The 18670-nt window shown below is 46.0% G+C and carries 22 protein-coding genes, 1 pseudogene and 1 riboswitch; of the genes and pseudogenes, 10 read left to right on the forward strand and 13 right to left on the reverse strand.

Annotated elements, in window-relative coordinates; genetic code table 11:
• Positions 1-72 precede the first annotated feature (72 nt).
• Positions 73-426 (reverse strand): toprim domain-containing protein, encoded by a 354-nt coding sequence (locus IEW48_RS05540; protein ID WP_188622940.1) that lies wholly within the window; start codon positions 424-426, stop codon positions 73-75.
• Positions 427-670: 244 nt separating this feature from the next.
• Between IEW48_RS05540 and IEW48_RS05545 the strand changes: the two genes are divergently transcribed.
• Positions 671-787, forward strand: coding sequence for a YjcZ family sporulation protein (locus IEW48_RS05545; protein WP_188622941.1), 117 nt, complete (start codon positions 671-673; stop codon positions 785-787).
• A gap of 89 nt (positions 788-876) precedes the next feature.
• Here IEW48_RS05545 and IEW48_RS17000 read toward each other — a convergent pair.
• The 4 genes and pseudogenes from IEW48_RS17000 to queF all read right to left on the reverse strand — a co-directional run bounded on the left by IEW48_RS17000 (position 877) and on the right by queF (position 5288).
• Positions 877-3324, reverse strand: a pseudogene (locus tag IEW48_RS17000) (S8 family serine peptidase).
• Positions 3325-3504: 180 nt separating this feature from the next.
• On the reverse strand, positions 3505-3717 hold the full coding sequence (locus tag IEW48_RS17510) for a sporulation histidine kinase inhibitor Sda (RefSeq protein ID WP_188622943.1): 213 nt from the start codon (positions 3715-3717) through the stop codon (positions 3505-3507).
• Positions 3718-4011: 294 nt separating this feature from the next.
• Positions 4012-4836 carry a DUF1444 family protein gene (locus IEW48_RS05560; RefSeq protein ID WP_188622944.1) on the reverse strand — a complete coding sequence of 275 codons (825 nt, stop codon included), beginning with the start codon at positions 4834-4836 and terminating at the stop codon, positions 4012-4014.
• Between the two features lie 11 nt (positions 4837-4847).
• Positions 4848-5288, reverse strand: a complete 441-nt coding sequence (gene queF / locus IEW48_RS05565) for a preQ(1) synthase (RefSeq protein ID WP_229703957.1) — start codon at positions 5286-5288, stop codon at positions 4848-4850.
• A 156-nt stretch (positions 5289-5444) separates the two neighbouring features.
• On the opposite strand from queF, the gene selA reads away from it, so the two are divergent.
• Positions 5445-6854 carry an L-seryl-tRNA(Sec) selenium transferase gene (gene selA / locus IEW48_RS05570; RefSeq protein ID WP_188622945.1) on the forward strand — a complete coding sequence of 470 codons (1410 nt, stop codon included), beginning with the start codon at positions 5445-5447 and terminating at the stop codon, positions 6852-6854.
• A 56-nt stretch (positions 6855-6910) separates the two neighbouring features.
• Here selA and IEW48_RS05575 read toward each other — a convergent pair whose 3' ends face one another.
• The gene (locus IEW48_RS05575) at positions 6911-7198 is read right to left on the reverse strand and encodes a glycerol-3-phosphate acyltransferase (RefSeq protein WP_268236542.1); all 288 of its coding nucleotides are present in this window, start codon (positions 7196-7198) and stop codon (positions 6911-6913) included.
• Between the two features lie 114 nt (positions 7199-7312).
• On the opposite strand from IEW48_RS05575, the gene IEW48_RS05580 reads away from it, so the two are divergent.
• A complete protein-coding gene (locus tag IEW48_RS05580; RefSeq protein WP_188622947.1) occupies positions 7313-8665 on the forward strand; it encodes a UDP-N-acetylmuramoyl-tripeptide--D-alanyl-D-alanine ligase in 1353 nt (450 codons plus the stop codon).
• Between the two features lie 70 nt (positions 8666-8735).
• On the opposite strand, the gene IEW48_RS05585 is transcribed toward IEW48_RS05580, so the two are convergent.
• The 6 genes from IEW48_RS05585 to IEW48_RS05610 all read right to left on the reverse strand — a co-directional run bounded on the left by IEW48_RS05585 (position 8736) and on the right by IEW48_RS05610 (position 14372).
• Positions 8736-9809, reverse strand: coding sequence for a D-alanine--D-alanine ligase (locus tag IEW48_RS05585; RefSeq protein WP_188622948.1), 1074 nt, complete (start codon positions 9807-9809; stop codon positions 8736-8738).
• Positions 9810-10135: 326 nt separating this feature from the next.
• Complete coding sequence (tenA, locus tag IEW48_RS05590; RefSeq protein WP_188622949.1) at positions 10136-10810, reverse strand: thiaminase II; 675 nt, start codon at positions 10808-10810, stop codon at positions 10136-10138.
• A 365-nt stretch (positions 10811-11175) separates the two neighbouring features.
• A riboswitch (TPP riboswitch) is annotated at positions 11176-11277 on the reverse strand.
• A gap of 104 nt (positions 11278-11381) precedes the next feature.
• Positions 11382-12530, reverse strand: a complete 1149-nt coding sequence (locus tag IEW48_RS05595; RefSeq protein WP_188622950.1) for an N-acetyldiaminopimelate deacetylase — start codon at positions 12528-12530, stop codon at positions 11382-11384.
• A gap of 101 nt (positions 12531-12631) precedes the next feature.
• Positions 12632-13345 (reverse strand): 2,3,4,5-tetrahydropyridine-2,6-dicarboxylate N-acetyltransferase, encoded by a 714-nt coding sequence (dapD, locus tag IEW48_RS05600; RefSeq protein ID WP_188622951.1) that lies wholly within the window; start codon positions 13343-13345, stop codon positions 12632-12634.
• Positions 13346-13448: 103 nt separating this feature from the next.
• Positions 13449-13694 carry a helix-turn-helix domain-containing protein gene (locus IEW48_RS05605; RefSeq protein WP_188622952.1) on the reverse strand — a complete coding sequence of 82 codons (246 nt, stop codon included), beginning with the start codon at positions 13692-13694 and terminating at the stop codon, positions 13449-13451.
• A 12-nt stretch (positions 13695-13706) separates the two neighbouring features.
• Positions 13707-14372 carry a peroxiredoxin gene (locus IEW48_RS05610; RefSeq protein WP_188622953.1) on the reverse strand — a complete coding sequence of 222 codons (666 nt, stop codon included), beginning with the start codon at positions 14370-14372 and terminating at the stop codon, positions 13707-13709.
• Positions 14373-14771: 399 nt separating this feature from the next.
• On the opposite strand from IEW48_RS05610, the gene IEW48_RS05615 reads away from it, so the two are divergent.
• The 3 genes from IEW48_RS05615 to IEW48_RS05625 are packed head-to-tail and all read left to right on the forward strand — an operon-like array spanning position 14772 to position 15550.
• Entirely contained in the window at positions 14772-14993 is a 222-nt protein-coding gene (locus IEW48_RS05615) for a spore germination protein (RefSeq protein WP_229703959.1), read from the forward strand.
• 39 nt (positions 14994-15032) lie between these two features.
• Positions 15033-15284, forward strand: coding sequence for a hypothetical protein (locus tag IEW48_RS05620; protein WP_188622955.1), 252 nt, complete (start codon positions 15033-15035; stop codon positions 15282-15284).
• Between the two features lie 41 nt (positions 15285-15325).
• The gene (locus IEW48_RS05625) at positions 15326-15550 is read left to right on the forward strand and encodes a spore germination protein (RefSeq protein ID WP_188622956.1); all 225 of its coding nucleotides are present in this window, start codon (positions 15326-15328) and stop codon (positions 15548-15550) included.
• Between the two features lie 59 nt (positions 15551-15609).
• Here IEW48_RS05625 and IEW48_RS05630 read toward each other — a convergent pair whose 3' ends face one another.
• Entirely contained in the window at positions 15610-16038 is a 429-nt protein-coding gene (locus tag IEW48_RS05630; protein WP_188622957.1) for an Hsp20/alpha crystallin family protein, read from the reverse strand.
• Positions 16039-16123: 85 nt separating this feature from the next.
• On the opposite strand from IEW48_RS05630, the gene IEW48_RS05635 reads away from it, so the two are divergent.
• From IEW48_RS05635 to IEW48_RS05650, 4 genes are all read left to right on the forward strand, one after another.
• A complete protein-coding gene (locus IEW48_RS05635) occupies positions 16124-16417 on the forward strand; it encodes a zinc ribbon domain-containing protein (protein WP_188622958.1) in 294 nt (97 codons plus the stop codon).
• A gap of 780 nt (positions 16418-17197) precedes the next feature.
• On the forward strand, positions 17198-17506 hold the full coding sequence (gerPC, locus tag IEW48_RS05640) for a spore germination protein GerPC (protein ID WP_188622959.1): 309 nt from the start codon (positions 17198-17200) through the stop codon (positions 17504-17506).
• Positions 17507-17829: 323 nt separating this feature from the next.
• Complete coding sequence (locus IEW48_RS05645; protein WP_188622960.1) at positions 17830-18216, forward strand: hypothetical protein; 387 nt, start codon at positions 17830-17832, stop codon at positions 18214-18216.
• Between the two features lie 195 nt (positions 18217-18411).
• Positions 18412-18642: a group-specific protein gene (locus IEW48_RS05650; RefSeq protein WP_188622961.1), complete on the forward strand. Its 231-nt coding sequence runs from the start codon at positions 18412-18414 to the stop codon at positions 18640-18642.
• Positions 18643-18670 lie beyond the last annotated feature (28 nt).

The following is an 18670-nucleotide window of genomic DNA, read 5'->3' on the forward strand; positions in this document are numbered from 1 at the left end:
CGTATGTGTCAATCAATATTCTCCTCATAGTATGTGTCAATCATTGGGCGCGTTGGGTTGGGCAAGACTTGCTCAGATTTGCCGCAGCAAGGGATGGTATTTTTCATGTATGGTAAAGTGAGCATCATCCAGGATTTTGACCAAATATTCCAGCGGAGTACTGGCCACTTCCCTGTACATTTTCCGCGTGTATAAATGGCGGGCATTAGGAATCGCCCTTTTCAACTGCTGTCTGAGCTTGATGCCGGCCGAATCGGCATCAACCAAGATATAAACTTCCTCCCCTTCCAACACGTCGATCCATTCTTCCAGCCACTCCTTATCCAGGGTACCGTGCGTGCAGATGACCTGAATCGATTCATCAATAATATCCAGCAGTCTTTCCTTATCTGTTTTGCCCTCAACAATAATAATTTTATCTCCCATTTCCCTCACCCACTATCCTGTTTCCATCTATCTTAGTTAATTCTAACACTCTCTGTAAAGTGCAAAAAGGACTCTGCATGAGTCCCCTGTGGAATGTGTTACTGTTTAGCCCGTTTCAGCACCATACAATCATGCCGATGAACAAAAACTCCACATTTGTCCCGGTACACCTGTCCATGCCTTAGGGCAGTCTGATGCATACCGTATTATAGAGCGCGCTCAAACATCACAAGGAGGTTATCGTATGTCTGCTCCAATTAGTCCCTTTGCTTCTCCATTTACCTTGATCGTTGTCCTGTTCATTCTGCTGATCATTGTAGGCTGTTTCTGTTTCGTACCCGTTACCAAACCCTACTGCTAATCCCGTGTGAGATTCCATTAAGGTAACGCTATCCTCCATTAGACTCGCGTTCCTCCATGGTAAGGCCCCTGCTGACACAGGGGCTTTTTTTATCCTTTAATTACTTTTAATGACTTTAACTCGGCAAGCAATCCGAGCTGGGTTGTTTGACCAGCTTTGGTCGCCAGAGCAAAAATAGCATACTGTCCACTCTCAAGTGGTTGGCCCCCAATTGTCCCGTCCCAATGGTACTCACTAAACTCTTTGGGTACTTCCGTGTAAGTGCCAATTGTCCCGATGTAATCTCCTACCGCAGAACCCGTCCATTCGTAGACAAGGAAGGTCAGTTCCTCTGCTCCGCCGGGAAGATAGACGATTAAGCTGTATCCCTATTCCCTGTCCCCATCGAAATAGAAGTGGGTAATCCGCGGATAATCAGGCTCCTGAACAAAGAGGATGGTTGGCACCACCAGCTCCTGTCCGCTGCCTTTAAGGGTAATGGTTCCCTCATAGTAACCTGCCTGCAGTTTAGCCGGGTCCGCCTCCACTATGACCTGGAGGGTTTGGGACCCATTGGGCCTCACATTTAAATTACGGGAAGCACGGACCTTTAAGCCTTCAGGATTCCCGTCAAAAGCAGCTTCCACTTCATACCGTGTTCTCTTATCCGTCAAATTTAAGATCTGTACTTGGGTCCGCTTCACTTCCGTTTCATTTTCCTTATACACCACGCCAAACGAGTGGCTGCCAGGCAGAAGCAACACCTCAGTTTGAATGGCATCCCACACCCGGATGCTGCCTGCTCCTTGTGTATTGTGCGGATAGCGTGTACCATCAGGGGCAAACAGCTCCTCAGCAGTATTCATCAGAGCCGCCTTCACCTGCTCAACGGTCCAGTCCGGATGCTTTTCCAGCAGCAGGGCAGCAGCTCCCGCCACATGGGGGCTGGCCATGCTTGTTCCTTGCAGAGCGGCATAACCATGGGGGTCTTCGGGATTATGGGTCGGAATGGTACTCAAAATATTCACCCCTGGCGCCGATACATCAGGTTTAATCATCCACGTGTGCATGACCGGTCCCCGGGAGGAGAAATCAGCGACGGTTTCACCCACAGTTTTCACGAACTCAATGGAAAACTGAACGGTATGATTTCCCTTTTCTAATTCATTCAGCATCTTTTGACCGTCTTCCAGACTTAATTTAATGGTGGGTACAGCCATGCCGGGAATCTCAAAGGGAATTTCCCCCGGAACATGATTGTAAATAATGGCACCCACCGCACCGGCATGCTTTGCATTCTGGGCCTTATCCACAAACGGGATCTCTCCCCGTTGGATCAGCGCGATCTTTCCTTGGACATTCTTGCCTTCAAAATCCTGGGCAAGTCCCAAGCCCACATCGACAAATTCATACGTTTGTCCATCCAGAGCGAGCAAGGCTTCCTCATCGCTAAACCCCATCACTTTGGCAGAGGGGTAGGATACACCTGAAGAGGTAAACAGCTCTGCGGCATAAGTGTTATATGGCAGGCGCGTAGCCCCGACCGAAATGGCCTGACGGGAGGTACCCGGTGAGCCCACAGTCCAATTGTTGGGGCCGCTGTTCCCGTTGGAAGTCACCGCCACTACGCCCTCAGCCATGGCCCAGTCAAGGGCAATACTGGTCGCGTAGTCCGGATTGTTCAAGGTATTGCCCAAGGAAAGGTTCATAATATCCGCTCCGTCTTGTACAGCCTGTTCAATGCCAGCGAGCACATTCTCCGTGGTTCCTCTTCCACCAGGACCCAGTACACGGTAGGCTAATAACTTGGCGTCGGGTGCCACACCCTTAATCTGACCGTTAGCTGCTACTGTACCGGCCACATGGGTTCCGTGATTGGTAGCCCCTCCCCGTGGATCACCCGGTGGAGTTTCCTGGGGATCATCATCATTGTCCACAAAATCCCAGCCCTTGTACTCACCAAAAGCATGGGCCAGATCCGGATGGGTATAATCTACCCCTGTGTCAATGATGGCCACGGTTACGCCTTTACCGGTCACCCCCAGTTCTTCCCACACCCGGTTGGAGCCAATGTAAGGGGCACTATCTTTCATTTCCGGACTTACTTCCTCCGCCAGGGCAACCCCTGTTTCAACAACATCCACCGTGTATTCCACGTTGGGGTATACCGCTTTGACACCGCGGGCAGACAGGAGCGCAGGTATGTTTTTGGCCGGCAATTCAACCGAAAAACCGGAAAAGAGAAAATCATATTCCCTATTCACTTTTGCATCTGGCACTTTAGTTGTCAGTTCTTTTATGACTTGGCCACGCACTTTTGCCAGCCGCTCTTTGCTTTGCTTTTTCCCTTTATGTTTAGCTTCTACGATCGATTCTTCTTCAAGTTCCACAATTACAGTGGTAGGGGCTGAAGAAGAAAGGTCAATATCACCATATAATGAGGCCAGTGTAGCTGGCGAGGCTTGTCCGCTCTGACTGGCTGCAGCCCCTAAACCAAAAGTACTTAACATCACACTAAAAATTAAGAAATAGACTACTGAACGTCCAAGCTTACTCATTGTCACTGCTCCTTTCCGTATTCACGTCTTTAAGACAAAGTTTAAATTTAAACAATGTAAAAACACCCCTAAGACCAAAAAAACCAATGTGAATGGCTCCCCACTATCTGGACAGACATAAAAATAGGCAGCCCGACACAAAGGCTGCCCGTTGCTTTTTTTCTATTCACCAGGTTCCGTTTAACCAAAATGAATACCGGTTTTATTTGACCGTCTTTTTACCGAAAAGGATGATGGAGAAGGATATATCCCCATTCCCTGATACTTAACGAGCGGAAGCAGGTTGCGCCGTTTGATCTCCTCCAGCAGCATAGCTAGGAAGTCCTCGGAGCACTTTATCTCTTTTGCTTTTTGGTAAGCCTCAATCAATCCTCGGTCACTTAAACGTTGCATGGTACGTTCACCTCGGACAAGTTCATTGGCATTGATTATAACACAGGGGGAATGATAGAACAAGTGTTCCTGTTATCCACAATCAAGTGTGATTAACTTGTGCATAACTTGTGATTCAATCACACAAACACCTTTATAGAAAAAGGAAAAAGCTGTGAACAAAATCATCCACAACTTAAGTGTTCACAAGAAGATAGCCGTTTTTAAACTAAAAATAGATCTTTAGACCTAAAACTATCGCCAGCCAATCATTGAGTGGCTAATATTGGATGGCTAATATAGATGGCCGCCGCTTTATTTCCCTTTTCCATTTACCGGTTTCCGTCTGGCTAAAATGAAAATGGGTTCCAGTTCTCCGTCTTTATACTGAAAGGGCAGCATGGTAATGGGCATATCCCCTTGTCTGTAAAAAGACAACGTCAACTGCTGCAAAATGTCATATCCGTCATCATTGCAGATATCCGCCATAACCAACACATCCTGGTGGGGAATGGCCAGGCAGAAGTCTCCTTTTGCCTGCTGTCTGTATGTTTGCAGCAGTGATTGGTTTAAAATACGGCTGGCACCGTAGCCGTCACCAGGGCTGATAAAATAAAACCGGTTTCCGGCCACTTCATCCAGCTTGGCTTCTTGTTGTAATCCCCGCAGATTAAACAAAGCTTTTTCTCTCAATTCCTGGTGAGACCAATTCGCCCGTACTAACAGTTCCTGGTCAATCAATGTATAACTCTGGCCTAAATCCAAGGCATAGTATATACGTGACTCAGCCGTATGCTCATCATAAACCAGCGCTTTTCCATCGGATGTCTCCAGTGGAAAGGAGGTGCTGCGCATCACAGGATAAACATGCCTGTCTCTTCCTGACAATGACAAAGTTTCCCGTTGTTTGGCTGCTTCTACCACAATTTCAATTTGACGGACAATATCATCCATCACTTTCTGTGGATCCAATCGCTCCTGCTTAATTCGGCTGATCAACCGGGGAACAGACACAACAAACGGAGCATGCCCCTCATCAAAGTGAATCTCAAGCTTCTCTTTTTCCCTGTCCCAGCGGGTTTTCCAGCCCCGCTCACGCCCTCTTTGTTCCAGAGCTTGGCGTATCTCTTTCGAATTCATCCTTAGCCTCCTTATATTTGCTCCGTTCCTTCCGCATCAGGGGCAATATATTCGGCAACCGTCCGCGTGCCTAATCCCCCGCGGGCATTCCAATAGGCTTCCACTCTCATCATCAACGGATCACAGACCTTAACCAGATCATGTAAAATGCGTTGTGTGGCATGCTCTTGATAAATCCCCACATTGCGGAAAGAAGTCAGATAATATTTGAGTGATTTCAGCTCAATTAAGGTTTCCCTGGGAATGTACGTAATCTCAAGCTCGGCAAAATCCGGTAAGCCTGACCAAGGGCAAACGGAAGTGAATTCACTCGTTGGAATGGTGACCTCTGTACGTTTACCCACATACTCATATGGAATAGTTTCCAAAATATCGTCCAAAATCACACTCTCATCCTGTATATCAAAACGAATGTTTTCGTATTTCTTGTGATTCACTTCTTTTTTGGCCATCAGGAATCATCCTTTCTTCTGGCAGAAGTTTTTCTTTTTTCCTTTACATCCTCAATATTATATAATAATAACCGACTGCAGAAAAGATTGCCCTTTTATATATCTGAGAAACACCTTTATCTACAAGCACAGGGTACAAACCGGAAGGAGGATATAATGTTAACAACCGTACAACAACAATTATTACGCCAAATTCCTGCCATTCATGACTTGCTGGCCTTGCCTGAGGTAGAGCGGCTAAACGAAGGGCAGGTGCTGGATCAACAGACACTGACACATCTTTGTCAAAAAAGTGTAGAACAGGTGCGAAAGCAAATATTAACAACGGAGCCACCAGCAGATTTTCCTGTCATGCAAGAGATCCTGTACACTCTGGCACAAAACATCAAAGCGTTGCTCCACTCTCCGTTAAAACCGGTCATCAACGGAACCGGAGTGGTGCTGCATACCAATTTAGGACGGGCAAAATTAAGCAAAGCAGCCCGGCTGGCTCTATCGGAAGTGGCCACCTACTATTCTAGCTTAGAGTTTAATTTAACGGAAGGAACCCGGGGATCCCGTCACAATATTGTAGAAAAACTAATCTGCCAACTCACTGGAGCAGAAGCGGCTCTGGTATGTAACAATAACGCAGCCGCTGTTTATCTGGTTTTAAAAGAATTGGCCACAGACAAAGAGGTGATTGTCTCCAGGGGGGAACTGGTGGAGATCGGCGGTTCCTTCCGGGTATTCGAGATCATGCGTGAAAGCGGAGCCCGTTTGGTAGAAGTGGGCACAACGAACAAAACTCACCTGTATGATTATGAACGGGCCATTGGTGAACGGACAGGCTTAATTATGAAAGTACATACAAGCAATTTTGTCATTAAAGGTTTCACTGCTTCTGTGCCTGGACACGAGCTGGTTCAATTGGCCCACCAGCACAACCTGCCAGTTTTTGAAGATTTGGGCAGCGGTGTACTTTTCGATCTCCGGCCATACGGCATCGGTAATGAACCAACAGTGCAAGATGTGCTCCGTGAAGGGGTCGACCTTGTCTCTTTCAGCGGGGACAAACTTTTGGGGGGGCCCCAGGCAGGGATTATCGCCGGTAAAGCCAAGTACATTAAACGCTTGAAAAAAAATCAGCTGATGCGCTCTCTGCGTGTAGACAAGTTTACCCTTGCAGCCCTGCATGCCACGCTTAAGGCTTATCTCAATCCAGAACGGGCTAAGGAAGAAATTCCCACCTTGCGCATGATCTTGCAACCTGAAGAGAAAATTAAAGCTAAAGCGGAACAATTTATTAATCAAGTGGACACCTCGATTTTTACGGCTGAACTGGTTCAGGTGGAGTCGGAGGTGGGAGGCGGCACTCTGCCGGATGTCACCCTGCCATCGTGGGGGGTTCGCTTAAGCTCTGCCAAAGATGCTTCTGTTGCAGCTTTCAGCAAGCGGCTGCGAACTGCTCCGTTTCCGGTAGTGGGTCGTATTATAGATGATCACCTGGTTCTAGACTTCCGCACCATTGACGAAGAAGAAATCCCTATTGCCCTGAAAACATTACACGGCCAAGCACCTGCTTAAAAAACCTTCTAACATTAATTGGGATAAAAATCATTAACGTCAGTCCGCTAAACATGTCAGGCTTCATTAAAATTTTCCCGGTGTCTGAGGAGAATAAGCAGGCAAATGAGGAATGATAGCAATAAGACCAAGAGATCATGGGTTAACTTATAATAAGTGATAGGAACGATCATGCTTCCCATTATGGCAAAAAGAAACATATATTTGGCAAAAACCAGGGCAGCTCCCCAAATCAACACCAGCACAACACCAATCAACGGTTCGGTAGCCAAAAACACTCCCAAGCTGGTGGCGATGCCTTTGCCACCTGAAAAGTTACTAAAAAGCCTGCCTAATCCTACTATATTTTACGGAACATGTTCCAAAATAGAAAGAAAAAAACTCCAAAATCGGATGATGATTATATAAAATGTTAATGAACCCAAAGTGATCCAGTCTAAAAGTAAAGGGGAATCTCTATGTTGACAGTTAAAGACGTTGTGGAACTATCTGGAAGCCAGTTGCTACAGGGAGACTTGGAAGCAATAGTGGAGTTTGTCCATTTCGATTCCAGACAATTGGAAGATCACGCTCTGTTTGTGGCTTTGACAGGAGGAGCACGGGACGGGCACCAATTTATTGCTGACGCTATCCAAAAAGGCGCAACTTCCGTCCTCATCTCCCAGGACGATCCCAAGCTTCGTCAGACACACCAAGGCGTTAATTTTATTTTTAACGAAGATACACGTTCTGCCTTTCAGGCACTGGCCGCAGGGTACCGCAGGCGCTTAAGCCTCCCAGTTGTTGCCGTGACTGGCAGTAACGGCAAAACAACAACCAAAGATATGATTGCCCATCTGTTATCCGCCAAGTTTAACGTATATAAAACTTATAAGAATTTTAACAATGATTTGGGAGTTCCCTTATCGCTGTTGCATATTAAAAAACACCATGAGATAGCGGTGCTGGAACTGGGGATGAACAGGGCTGGAGAGATCGATTTCTTGGCCCGCATGACCCGGCCGAACATCAGTGTGATTACCAATGTTGGGGACGCCCACATTGAATTTTTTGGCCTGCGTGAAAAAATTGCTGAAGCCAAAGGAGAATTGTTGCCTCATACGGATCCAGATGGGTTTGTGGTCCTTAACGGTGACGATCCGTTGGTTATGAGCCAAGCCCCCCGGTATTCGGGCAAGGTGTACACTTACAGCATCAAGAAAGAAGCAGATATCTATGCCACCAACATCACCTATTCAGAACATGGCAGTTTCTTTGATTTGCATGTGGATGGCCAGTCTGTTTCCTGTTTCATGCCCATGTTTGGCGAACACAATATCTCCAACCTGCTGCCTGCCGCCTTTATCGCCTACCGGTCAGGCATAAACCTGGAGACATTGCAACAAACGATGATGTCCATTTCTGTTTCGGACATGCGCTTTCAAACGATGGACGGGCCTAACGGCAGCATCCTGATCAACGATGCCTATAACGCCAGCCCGACATCCATGAAAGTGGTCATTGACACTTTTGAGCATATCTATCCAAATCGGAAAAAAGTCGTTGTGCTCGGTGACATCTTTGAACTGGGAGACCAGTCTGACAAGCTGCATACGGAAGTGGGCGAGTATATAAAAAACAAACCGCTCACTGTGATTACGGTTGGTGAAAAATCGTCGCTGATCTCCAAAGCAGCGGGCGGGACCCATGTGTCCACTCACGAAGAAGCCGTTGAGGCGCTCAAACCGTACCTGACGCCAGAACATGTGATCCTGCTTAAAGCATCACGGGGCATGAAGCTTGAAAAAATTATCGAGTTACTGCTCTCATAAAAGCAGAAGGCCGATCCCGTCCCTCTATTCATGCTGTACGACACAGGGACAGGAATCGGCTTTTAGTTACCTATTCCAAGCTTGGGGCAATAACCCGGATCTTCTTTTTTTCCCTGAAGCGTTCAAGCCCCAGTTGAATTAATGTTTCAACTAACTCCTGATAAGAGACTCCCGTTTTTTTGAACAGCAGCGGATACATGCTGTACTCCGTGAAGCCAGGCATGGTATTGATTTCGTTCAAATATAACTGATCTTCTTTTTCATCCCAAAAGAAGTCAACCCGGGCCAGACCGGCACAATCCAAAGCAAGGAAAGCTTCTTTGGCCAGCTGGGCCATTTCGTTAGCCACCCGCTCAGGGATTTTGGCCGGAATAAATAACTCAGCTCCACCATCTTTATATTTGGATTCATAGTCATAAAACTCGGCTGTACTGACAATCTCGCCCACCGCTGATGTTTGCAACTTGTCTGCATCATTTCCCAGGACACCGATTTCCAGCTCCCGGCCATTAATAAATGCTTCCACAATCACTTTATGATCAAACGCGGCTGCCTCGGTCAGGGCTTTGACCAGCTGTTTCTCGTTTTTAGCCTTGTTGATGCCCACACTTGAGCCGAGGTTGGCCGGTTTAACAAAGACAGGATAACCCAGCTGAGCTTCAATTTCTGTACAGATGGACTCCAGCCTCTTGTCAATCTCTTGACGGGTATAGGCCAAATATTCTCCGTGAGGCAAATTGTGTAAAGCAAACATTCTTTTCATCATCACTTTATCCATTCCCAGACTGGAACCCAGCACACCTGATCCTACATAAGGGACGTCGATCATCTCCAACAAGCCCTGCAAAGTGCCGTCTTCCCCATACGGACCGTGAACGACCGGGAACACAACATCCACCGTTTCCTTCAGCTTTAACAGGTCCGGATGGCGATTAGTGGCCAATCTGAGCTCGGCAACAGCAGAAGGCGGCTTTTGTAAACTGCTCCCTTCCACCCACATGCCATCCAACTGAATATAAAGCGGAATCACTGTCCATTTATCATAATCTATGGCCTGCAAGATGGAGAAAGCGGTGCGCAATGAAACTTCATGTTCACTTGACTTTCCCCCGTAAATCAAACCCAGTACCTGTTTATCACTCATGCAGAATAACTCTCCTTTAGCCGCAATAATTATTTACATATATATGCCGATGGAGACATCATGTGCTATGATTATATCATGTTTATTCTAAGGAGAGTATTCGTTTCTGACTGGTTATTTTTCACTGTCCAGGTTGAAATAGATCTCCTCAACGGGAGGAATCTCCTCTATCAAGCCACCTTCCAGCAGCCATTCGGCCGTCCTTCCAAATCTTTGGGAGATTGAATTGTCTCCTCATCAAGGCATCTTGTGACGGGTAACTAAAACAGACATTGTCAAAGACAAGCAGCGACTGCTCTTTCTCCTGTTCAACCAGGCCTTCAGGATTAATCATCAGTCGGCCACATCTCCTTGTGATAGGCCATCTCCCAAAAGAGATACTCAAAACGGGACGTGTTTAAGAAGATCTCTTCCAGACGCTCCAGTTCCCTCTCAGGTTTGCCCTCCGCTTCTTCGTCCAATAAATCAATGGTCCATTGGGCCAATTCCCCGAACTCCTCACTGGCGTACATCTTGATCCAATCCCCATAGAATTCATGTTCACTGGCACCCGGAATCTGATTGAGTGCCTGGCCGATCTCGTGGTAGCTCCACATGCAGGGCAACAGGCTGGCCACCAGCTCTGCCAGCGTGCCGTTTTGGGCCACATGCAACATATAATGGGTATAGGCCAGAGTCGTTGGGGCTGGCTGGGCCTGTTCCAGCTCTTGTTCGGAGATGCCAAACTTTTTGGCATACTGGCGATGCAAGTCCATTTCCATATTTAAAGTGGCATCCAGCAGCCGGGCAAAACGGCCCATAGTGGCCACATCGTGAGCTTTGACCGCCCCCAAGGCGAACAACTTGGCATAGTCAATCAAATAAAGATAGTCTTGGATCATATAGAAACGAAACTTATCCTTCTCTAAACTGCCATCACCGATCCCTTGCACAAAGGGGTGCTGGTGGTTTTTCTCCCAGACAGGCTTCACTTTTTGATATAACCGCTCACTAAACTTCATCGCACTTCCTCCTTCACGTCGTTACAGATTTCGGCGTACTGCACCATTGATAAATAAACTGGACCATCACTTTGATGAATTGGATGAGCTCGTGAATATCCAAAGATTCATTCACTTTGTTCAACTGCAGCGGCGTCAATATGTCCATTTAAAATCAAGCTGTCCGACATCGATACGCCTCCTTTCCTGAAAAATAAAAACCACTCCTAGGTAGGAGTGGTCAGTCAGCATTCAGAACATTGAACCAGATCAATAAAGCGATTACCCAAACGGCCTGTTATTGAAGAGAAATCAATCACTGCATAAAACATGGATTTGCCTGTGCTTCCTTATCAGACCGTGCAGGCACAGCCGAACAAGGCGACGCTGACATGACTCCACTTCCCTACGCTAGTATTACCTAGGTCAGGTTCCAAGGGTTGAGGTTTAATACCTCTCTCAGCCTTACAGCACCCCTAGTGGAGTTCCGCAATATGCTGTTGTAGTAAGATTCTAAATTATAGGGTAGCATACTTGCTTTAAGCTGACAACCTAAAAATTAATTCATTAAACATTATTCATTTTCCTGCCCCTATTGTTCTATTGCCGCTTCATCTTGCCCACTCTTCCATGTGATATAATCGATCAGCAGCTTGATCGCCACACCAATCGCTTCTTCCTTTGGCTCAAGCCGGGCATGGTGTAAGCCGTAGGGGCTGTCTACACCCAGCCAAAACATAAATCCGGGAATGGCCTGCAGGAAGTAGCCGAAATCTTCTCCTGTCATCGCCTCTTGGCACTCGATTAACCGCACATGTTGTTGAGTGTTGACCCAGTTCATAAACTGGCGGGTTAAGGCAGGATCATTGTATACCTGACAATAATTGGCGCCATAGTCAAGGGCCGTTGAACATTCAAACCCCGCTTCAATGCCCTTAAGCAGTGCTTCGATCCGCCCTTTCACTTTATTCATCGATTGCATGGATAAGGTCCGAATCGTCCCTTCCACCCGGGCAGTTTCAGCGATAATGTTTTGTTTCTCTCCCCCGGTAATTTTTCCAATGGTAATGACAGCCGAATCAAGGGGATCAATATTGCGGGAAACCACTGACTGCAGCTGGGTAACAAAATGGCTGGCCGCCACCACCATGTCATTGGCCAGATGGGGATAAGCGGCATGCCCGCCCCGTCCGGTAAAATCGATAAACAATTCTGAGGTATTGGCAAACAAAATCCCCTCTTTGGTGGCAATGGTACCCACCGGGTAGTCAGGAGCAATATGCAGGGCGAGCATCAGATCTGGTTTCCAGGACTGAAACTCCTGACTCTCCAGCATGGGCTGGGCACCCCCTGGCCCCTCTTCTGCCGGCTGAAAAATGACCAGTACATTATCATCAACCGGTTGGCGGGCAAAATGGGTGACCAAACCGAGAGCAATGGCCATATGTACATCATGGCCGCAGGCATGCATATAACCTGGATGTTTGGACTTAAAACTATACGTCGTTTGCTCCTGAATGGGCAGTCCATCCATATCGGCCCGGTAACCAATGGTCTGCCGGGGCTGTTTACCTTTAATTTTAACTAAAACACCTGTTCTCCACGTTTTTGCCTCTAAGTGCTCCCCGGGTAATTGCCTCAAGTAATCCAGGATGTACTGCTGAGTTTTATATTCCTTAAATCCAGGTTCTGGGATTTGATGGAGATCACGCCGTATCTGAACAAATTGAGTGAGATCCATCTCTAACTACTCCTTTACGGTACCTATGATATAAATAAGGGCCTTCCCCCTCTTCAATAATAATAGGGAAGGCTGCGGTGAGTGGACATGCTCCGTTACTCTTATTTCAGTTGTCTTAATTCCTGTTTAATTTCAGTTTTTGCCCTTGTCTTCTCATCAATTTGCTTAATAATGCGGGCAGGTGTACCGGCTACGACAACATTTTCAGGGACGTCCTCAGTGACAACGGCGCCGGCCGCTACAACGGAACCTTTGCCTACACGCACTCCTTCTAGAATGACCGCATTGGCGCCAATGACCACATTATCTTCGATGACGACTGGCTTAGCTGAAGGAGGCTCAATGACACCGGCAATAACTGCTCCTGCCCCAATATGACAATTTTTTCCAATAGTCCCCCGGCCGCCGATCACTGCATTCATGTCGACCATCGTGCCCTCACCAATTACAGCACCGATATTAATGACAGCCCCCATCATAATCACAGCATTTTTACCGATCTCAACCTGGTCGCGAATAATGGCGCCGGGCTCTATCCGGGCGTGGATATGCTTTAAATCCAGCAGTGGAATGGCGGAGTTGCGGCGGTCATTTTCCACTACATAATCTTCAATTTTGTCTTTATTAGCTTCCATCGCAGCTTGGATCTCTTTCCACTCGCCAAATAAAACCCCTACATTGCCGGTGATGAAAGCTTTTGTTTTTTCACCAAAATTAATATCCTCCAGGTTTCCCTTAATATGTACCTTAACTGGGGTTGTTTTTTCACTGTTTTGGATGTAGCTGATAATTTCATTGGCATCCATCATTTTCATCATTATTTCCTCCTTGCCTGGGTCTAGTCACAAAAATCTCTCTTCCATTATAGTACAGACAAAAAACCGTGCAAGTGGTTTGCACGGCTAATAAAAGAACCTATTAAGTGTCTTGTGTTTCCTGTGCCTCCCGTAAATAGGTTAATCCTTTCTCCGTCAGAGAAACGTGTTCTTCCTGTTGCACATACCCCAGTCTAGCCAGTTCACGCACCGTACTGCGCACTTTAAACAGGGGGTGCTGTACCTGCTTCGACAATTCCGTTTCTGTCAGGGGTTGATCAAGAAGGGTTTGCAAATAGAACCTAATCTCAGTTGAAGAAAGAAAACTTTCAGGCTGTGTGCAAGGCATCAGCCTGCCTCCTTACAGCTCTTTTTTAGTCAAATACCAGTCAATCACTTCAAGGTTAGGATCTTTTACGCGTTCTTCAGCAGCATTTTGAGTTTGAGGCGGTGGCACAACCACTTTGTCGCCCTTTTTCCAGTTGGCCGGAGTGGATACTTGATGTTTATCTGTGGTTTGTAAAGCTTCCACCAGTCTGACGATTTCTTCCGTGTTGCGGCCGGTGGTCAGCGGATAATAGATCAGTGCACGAATGATTTGTTTGTCATCAATCACAAACACAGCCCTGTTCGTCTCTGTGGTGCTTTCATTAGGATGGATCATGCCGTATTTGGTAGCTACTTCACGGCTCAAGTCAGCAATGACCGGGAATTCAATTTTGACCCCTGTTTTCTCCTCAATGTTTCTCACCCAGGCAATGTGAGCCGGCAAGCTGTCAACACTTAAACCAAGCAGTTCGGTGTTCAGTGCTTTCAGACGGGGATAAATCTCTTGAAAAGCAATAAATTCTGTCGTGCAAACCGGTGTAAAGTCAGCCGGATGGGAGAACAAGACCAGCCAGGATCCTTTGTAATCTTCCAATTTTACAGGACCATGGGTAGTAGGTGCCTCAAACTGGGGAGCAGGATCTCCGATACGAGGCAAACTTGGTGCGGTTTGAACCGTTTCAAGAGTTTGACCGGACATCGATATTCCTCCTTTTCCTATTAAACAACTATGTTTTATGTTCTATACCTTCATTGTAGTAAAAAGAGGTCAAAAAAACAAGAGCTTTTTTTAAATTTTTATTCCTTCATCAAGTCTGCGAACCGCACAAAAAGACAGGCATTATTATAAAATTTTGAAAGGAACTAGCTCCCTTAATGATGGCATCTCTCCCTTCTGTGCATAGAATGTAGTGTCAAGGCCTATCAAGGCCTAAATGAAGTCTTGCAATATAAGCCAATCTTACTCAAACCGGGGGAATGGGCTCCCGGTCTTTCATTCGACCTTAGAAAGCAGAGAGCAAAGAAAAACAACTCACGCGTCAAACCCTTAAACATACAATAAATCAAACATGCCAAAAAGGTGATTCGGGTGATTCCAGTGACACATATCAATAATATATTTGGAATCAGAATCAACAACGTTTCCAGCAACGGTTCGGTCAACTTCGGCAATGTTATCCATAAGGGGCACTCGGCCAACGCCAAAGCAGTCGGCGGGCAAAGGGTTATCGGGGATGCTGTGAATGGGCCGGCCACCAACTTTGATAAAAATCTGGTCAAAGATCCTGACCTGATTGATCAGCCTCAAAAACAATTGTAAACCTAGGAACGGAGAAGCTTGAGGGAAGGACTGTCGCTGATGAACATCAGGATTACGAATATCAGAGTGAATGCGATCACGAATATTGGCTCACTTAACATTGGCAAAACGATTATTTGCCAAAACCGGGCCACTGCCACCGCCTATTATCGACAGTTTGAGACACGCGCGGATGAAGAGGTGCCTCTGGGGGAAGTGCCTGACCCCGGACAGGTGGCAGCCCCGCTTCCGGCAGCAGATGATGAAGATCTATCCCCTGGGCCAACATCCGAATCGGATGGGTTGCCTTAATACGCTGTCCTATTGTATCCAGCACAAGGAGGGATAAAGAGTTGTTCACCCATTTTAACCGCATCTGCTTTATAAGCGTTCACAATGTATCCTTTAATGGAACCGTCAACTTTGGTAATGCTATTTTTAAAGGATTTAGCGCAAATGGGCAATCGGTTGGAGGACAAGAAGTTTTTGGTAACGCTTTTAACAGACCTGTCACAAAATTTGATTTAAATGTGGTCAAGGATCCTGATCTTGTTGATCAGCCTCAAGTCCAACTATAGATAAAATCCCACACCTGGTGGGATTTTTTAGGACTTGTATAAAGTAAAATAGCCGTATATTAAATGTCTTGAATGTTAACAGCTGTTCCCTCTCCTTTTAACTTAGGGAACAGCTGTACTTTCAAAATTCCCCGTTGATACTGGGCATTCACTCTTTTAGTATTGACCAATGCAGGAAGTGGAATTGTTTTTTCGAAACTGCCTGAAAAGATCTGGTTCTGGACCGTCTCCATGTGCTCATAACCCAGATCAATTTTCCCTTTTATAAAGAGTTCCTGTTCCCGGACATTTAATTTGATTTGAGAGAGATCCCGCACATAGGGAATGTTGATTAACACTATAACCTCAGAAGCATTACGGTAAATATTATGTCTAGGCTCAGTACTTTGCAGATTTAAATCAGGCACAAAATCGGTAAAAAAATCCCTGCCCAGCAACCTTTGTGCGTAGGCCTTCCATTGATTGAGATCCAGGTCATTCGATACCATCGCCATGAACCCTCCACATATGGTGTTCATATCTTATCATATGAACCCGTATGCAATTGGTGAGTGAGAGGTGGAAGGTAAACACATGAAGCTGGAAAATTGTATCCGCTGTGGACGCAAGCCGGATGAGAAAGATAAGTATTGCACTTATTGTGGAGCTCCCTTACAAAACAAATGTACCAATGACGGAGGTCCTCTGGGGGATCCCTGCAACAAGGTCAATCATCCCCAGGCTGCGTTTTGCGCCCAGTGTGGCTCTCCTACTGTATTTAAAAAAACAGGGTTGATTATGTCTCCCTATGAGGAAGGCACAAAGATAGAAATTGATGACTTAGATGAGCTGAAACATTTTTCTCACCGCTTCTTCAAAGACGCTTGACACATAACTATTCTATCCATCATCATGAGCCACAAAAAAAGACCTCCTGGGAAAAGGTCTTTTCAAGTATTAAAACGGTGAGCTAACAAGGGGCTACGTGTTAATCCTTATCAGTATGGTTTATCATAAGGGCCCTTAAAACGGACTCCCCAAAACGGTGCTGTGCCTACAATCGTTAAACCCATTATTGCTATTAAGGGGACAATAATTCGGCCACCAAAAAGCCATATTTCGGTTCCCCGTTGCAGAGTATTATCCGCTAGGGCATACTGAACCGTAACCTGTTCATCCTCCTGATTAACCGGCCTCCCAACAGGAATGAGGTGAACGCTGGATGGCGTCACCCAACATATACGCCCCGTCAATACCCGACCGTCTCGAGTCCATATCCTTACCGTTCTTCCGATGCAGGAGCAACACAACCGATACAGAGTGCACGGCACAATTGATCCTCCTCACAAAACCTTATTTTATTCACTTATGTCATATATCTTATGACACTTATTCACCATGGGATTGTACACATGCATATAATGACGAAATTAGTTCAAATTTAGCCTAGCTACATCGACATTCGTCTGTGTCTAAGGCTTACTATATAGATATGTCAGGGGAATTCATATGGACGAGGCACCTGCCTTGCACGTTCATAATTGGTCAAATGGCTTAATCATGTGCAACCCCCCACCTATTTTGTCATACGCTATAGTATGAGCCTGATGGTATAAGCTGGCCTCTGTCACATGGCTGTGGCTAACACTATCCGTTGAGGTGGTCCACATGTACGTTTATTTACCCCCGGAATATATCCAACACCTGGAAGAACGCCTTCATAAACTAGAGAAAGACAATGAGGAATTGAAACAAAAGCTGGAAAATATCAAGCCGGTCCATATTGAAAACATCAATTACAAGATTCAAGAATTGGTGGTCCAGGAACTGAGCGGAACACTCAATATTGGCCTTACGGCAGAAGCGGATGCTGAAGAGGTTCAAAAGTGGTTCAATGGAGATGGCAAGGAAGGGGTTCAAATTAATGATTTGGAGGAAAACCAATCCCAAGCGGCCAACAACAAACAAACGGAGTAGAAACATCTACTCCGTTAAGTGAGGTTGATCCCTGAACAACATAACCAACACAGACAAACCGCTGGCCCACAATAGAAACGCTAATATCCCGTCTGTCCAAGCAATCGCACTATCCATACGCACCGCTCCTTATATTTACTCATTCACACATCCATTAGTACATCTTATGGCCTGTACCAAGAAAGTAGAACTAATAATTGGACAACCTTTTCCTTAAATAATCTTTTTGAGAGTCTATATACACAAGTCCAATCTTTCAAGAATTAAAATACATATACTAATTTTGAATCTGCTTTTTACCTTAACTAAAGGGAGGGATGCTTATGGCCCACCGTTATTATCACCTTTTCCGGGCTAATATAGGGCGTATCGCGTATATCCGGACAAGAGATGGGAGAAGAATAACCGGCCGTGTTGTCAGGGTTACACCTACCCATGTTTATATTACCCCCTTCGGACACGGTGTCTCACTTGAGCAGAAAGTTGAGGAAGGGACACCTGACGCTAAGCACGCCATAACAACCACATCAAAGGAAAAAGGAGAAGAAGTTTGGTGCTTTTTCTTTGCAGTGGCGATAGCTCTTGCTGCGATTGCTGCTATTGCCTTTGCGGCTGCCTTTTTCCCGTTTGCGTTTGTTGGATTTAGAAGACCATTCTTCCGCCGTCCTTTTTTCCCACGCCGGCCCTTCGTCCGCAGAGGCTTCTTTTAATGAATGGTGTCTAGTAGTTAGGAAAAGGGGAGTTTGGTGTCTATATTGTTGAATACAAACTCCCCTCCGTATATTCTGGAAAGGTATGATTAAAAAAATTGACAACCTTAGGTCACCATTTATATTTCACATTTAATATTTTCTTTCAATATTTTTTATATTATGATAGAGAAAAAGAGTGGGAGGGTGTCACAGATGAGTGAATGTAAACTGGACCATTCTTTGGAGGATGTGCACAAAAAGCTGGAAGAACAAGCGCCGTTTTTACCTGAGGACTTGTACAGCCGGTTCAAAGCCTTCTTAACTTCCGATGTGGATCAAGCGACTTTAAACGAAGCATTTCATTTATTAAAAAAATATGATCTGGCTTCAGCTGAAGAACAACAAGCCCGCAATGCCAGGATCGAAGCATTGATTCAAGGTTGAGCCCTCTTATGTAGGTTAATTCTCCTTA

Origin of the sequence: Caldalkalibacillus thermarum, assembly GCF_014644735.1 — a bacterium.
GTDB lineage: Bacteria > Bacillota > Bacilli > Caldalkalibacillales > Caldalkalibacillaceae > Caldalkalibacillus > Caldalkalibacillus thermarum.

Coding starts and splice junctions, on each gene's coding strand:
- IEW48_RS05620 (WP_188622955.1), top strand. CDS start 15,033: ATGAACATCAGGATTACGAATATCAGAGTGAATGCGATCACGAATATT.
- IEW48_RS05635 (WP_188622958.1), top strand. CDS start 16,124: ATGAAGCTGGAAAATTGTATCCGCTGTGGACGCAAGCCGGATGAGAAA.
- gerPC (WP_188622959.1), top strand. CDS start 17,198: ATGTACGTTTATTTACCCCCGGAATATATCCAACACCTGGAAGAACGC.
- tenA (WP_188622949.1), bottom strand. CDS start 10,810: ATGAAGTTTAGTGAGCGGTTATATCAAAAAGTGAAGCCTGTCTGGGAG.
- IEW48_RS17510 (WP_188622943.1), bottom strand. CDS start 3,717: ATGCAACGTTTAAGTGACCGAGGATTGATTGAGGCTTACCAAAAAGCA.
- IEW48_RS05595 (WP_188622950.1), bottom strand. CDS start 12,530: ATGGATCTCACTCAATTTGTTCAGATACGGCGTGATCTCCATCAAATC.
- dapD (WP_188622951.1), bottom strand. CDS start 13,345: ATGAAAATGATGGATGCCAATGAAATTATCAGCTACATCCAAAACAGT.
- IEW48_RS05560 (WP_188622944.1), bottom strand. CDS start 4,836: ATGAATTCGAAAGAGATACGCCAAGCTCTGGAACAAAGAGGGCGTGAG.
- IEW48_RS05585 (WP_188622948.1), bottom strand. CDS start 9,809: ATGAGTGATAAACAGGTACTGGGTTTGATTTACGGGGGAAAGTCAAGT.
- queF (WP_229703957.1), bottom strand. CDS start 5,288: ATGGCCAAAAAAGAAGTGAATCACAAGAAATACGAAAACATTCGTTTT.
- IEW48_RS05540 (WP_188622940.1), bottom strand. CDS start 426: ATGGGAGATAAAATTATTATTGTTGAGGGCAAAACAGATAAGGAAAGA.
- IEW48_RS05610 (WP_188622953.1), bottom strand. CDS start 14,372: ATGTCCGGTCAAACTCTTGAAACGGTTCAAACCGCACCAAGTTTGCCT.
- IEW48_RS05645 (WP_188622960.1), top strand. CDS start 17,830: ATGGCCCACCGTTATTATCACCTTTTCCGGGCTAATATAGGGCGTATC.
- IEW48_RS05580 (WP_188622947.1), top strand. CDS start 7,313: ATGTTGACAGTTAAAGACGTTGTGGAACTATCTGGAAGCCAGTTGCTA.
- selA (WP_188622945.1), top strand. CDS start 5,445: ATGTTAACAACCGTACAACAACAATTATTACGCCAAATTCCTGCCATT.
- IEW48_RS05545 (WP_188622941.1), top strand. CDS start 671: ATGTCTGCTCCAATTAGTCCCTTTGCTTCTCCATTTACCTTGATCGTT.
- IEW48_RS05605 (WP_188622952.1), bottom strand. CDS start 13,694: ATGCCTTGCACACAGCCTGAAAGTTTTCTTTCTTCAACTGAGATTAGG.
- IEW48_RS05650 (WP_188622961.1), top strand. CDS start 18,412: ATGAGTGAATGTAAACTGGACCATTCTTTGGAGGATGTGCACAAAAAG.
- IEW48_RS05630 (WP_188622957.1), bottom strand. CDS start 16,038: ATGGTATCGAATGACCTGGATCTCAATCAATGGAAGGCCTACGCACAA.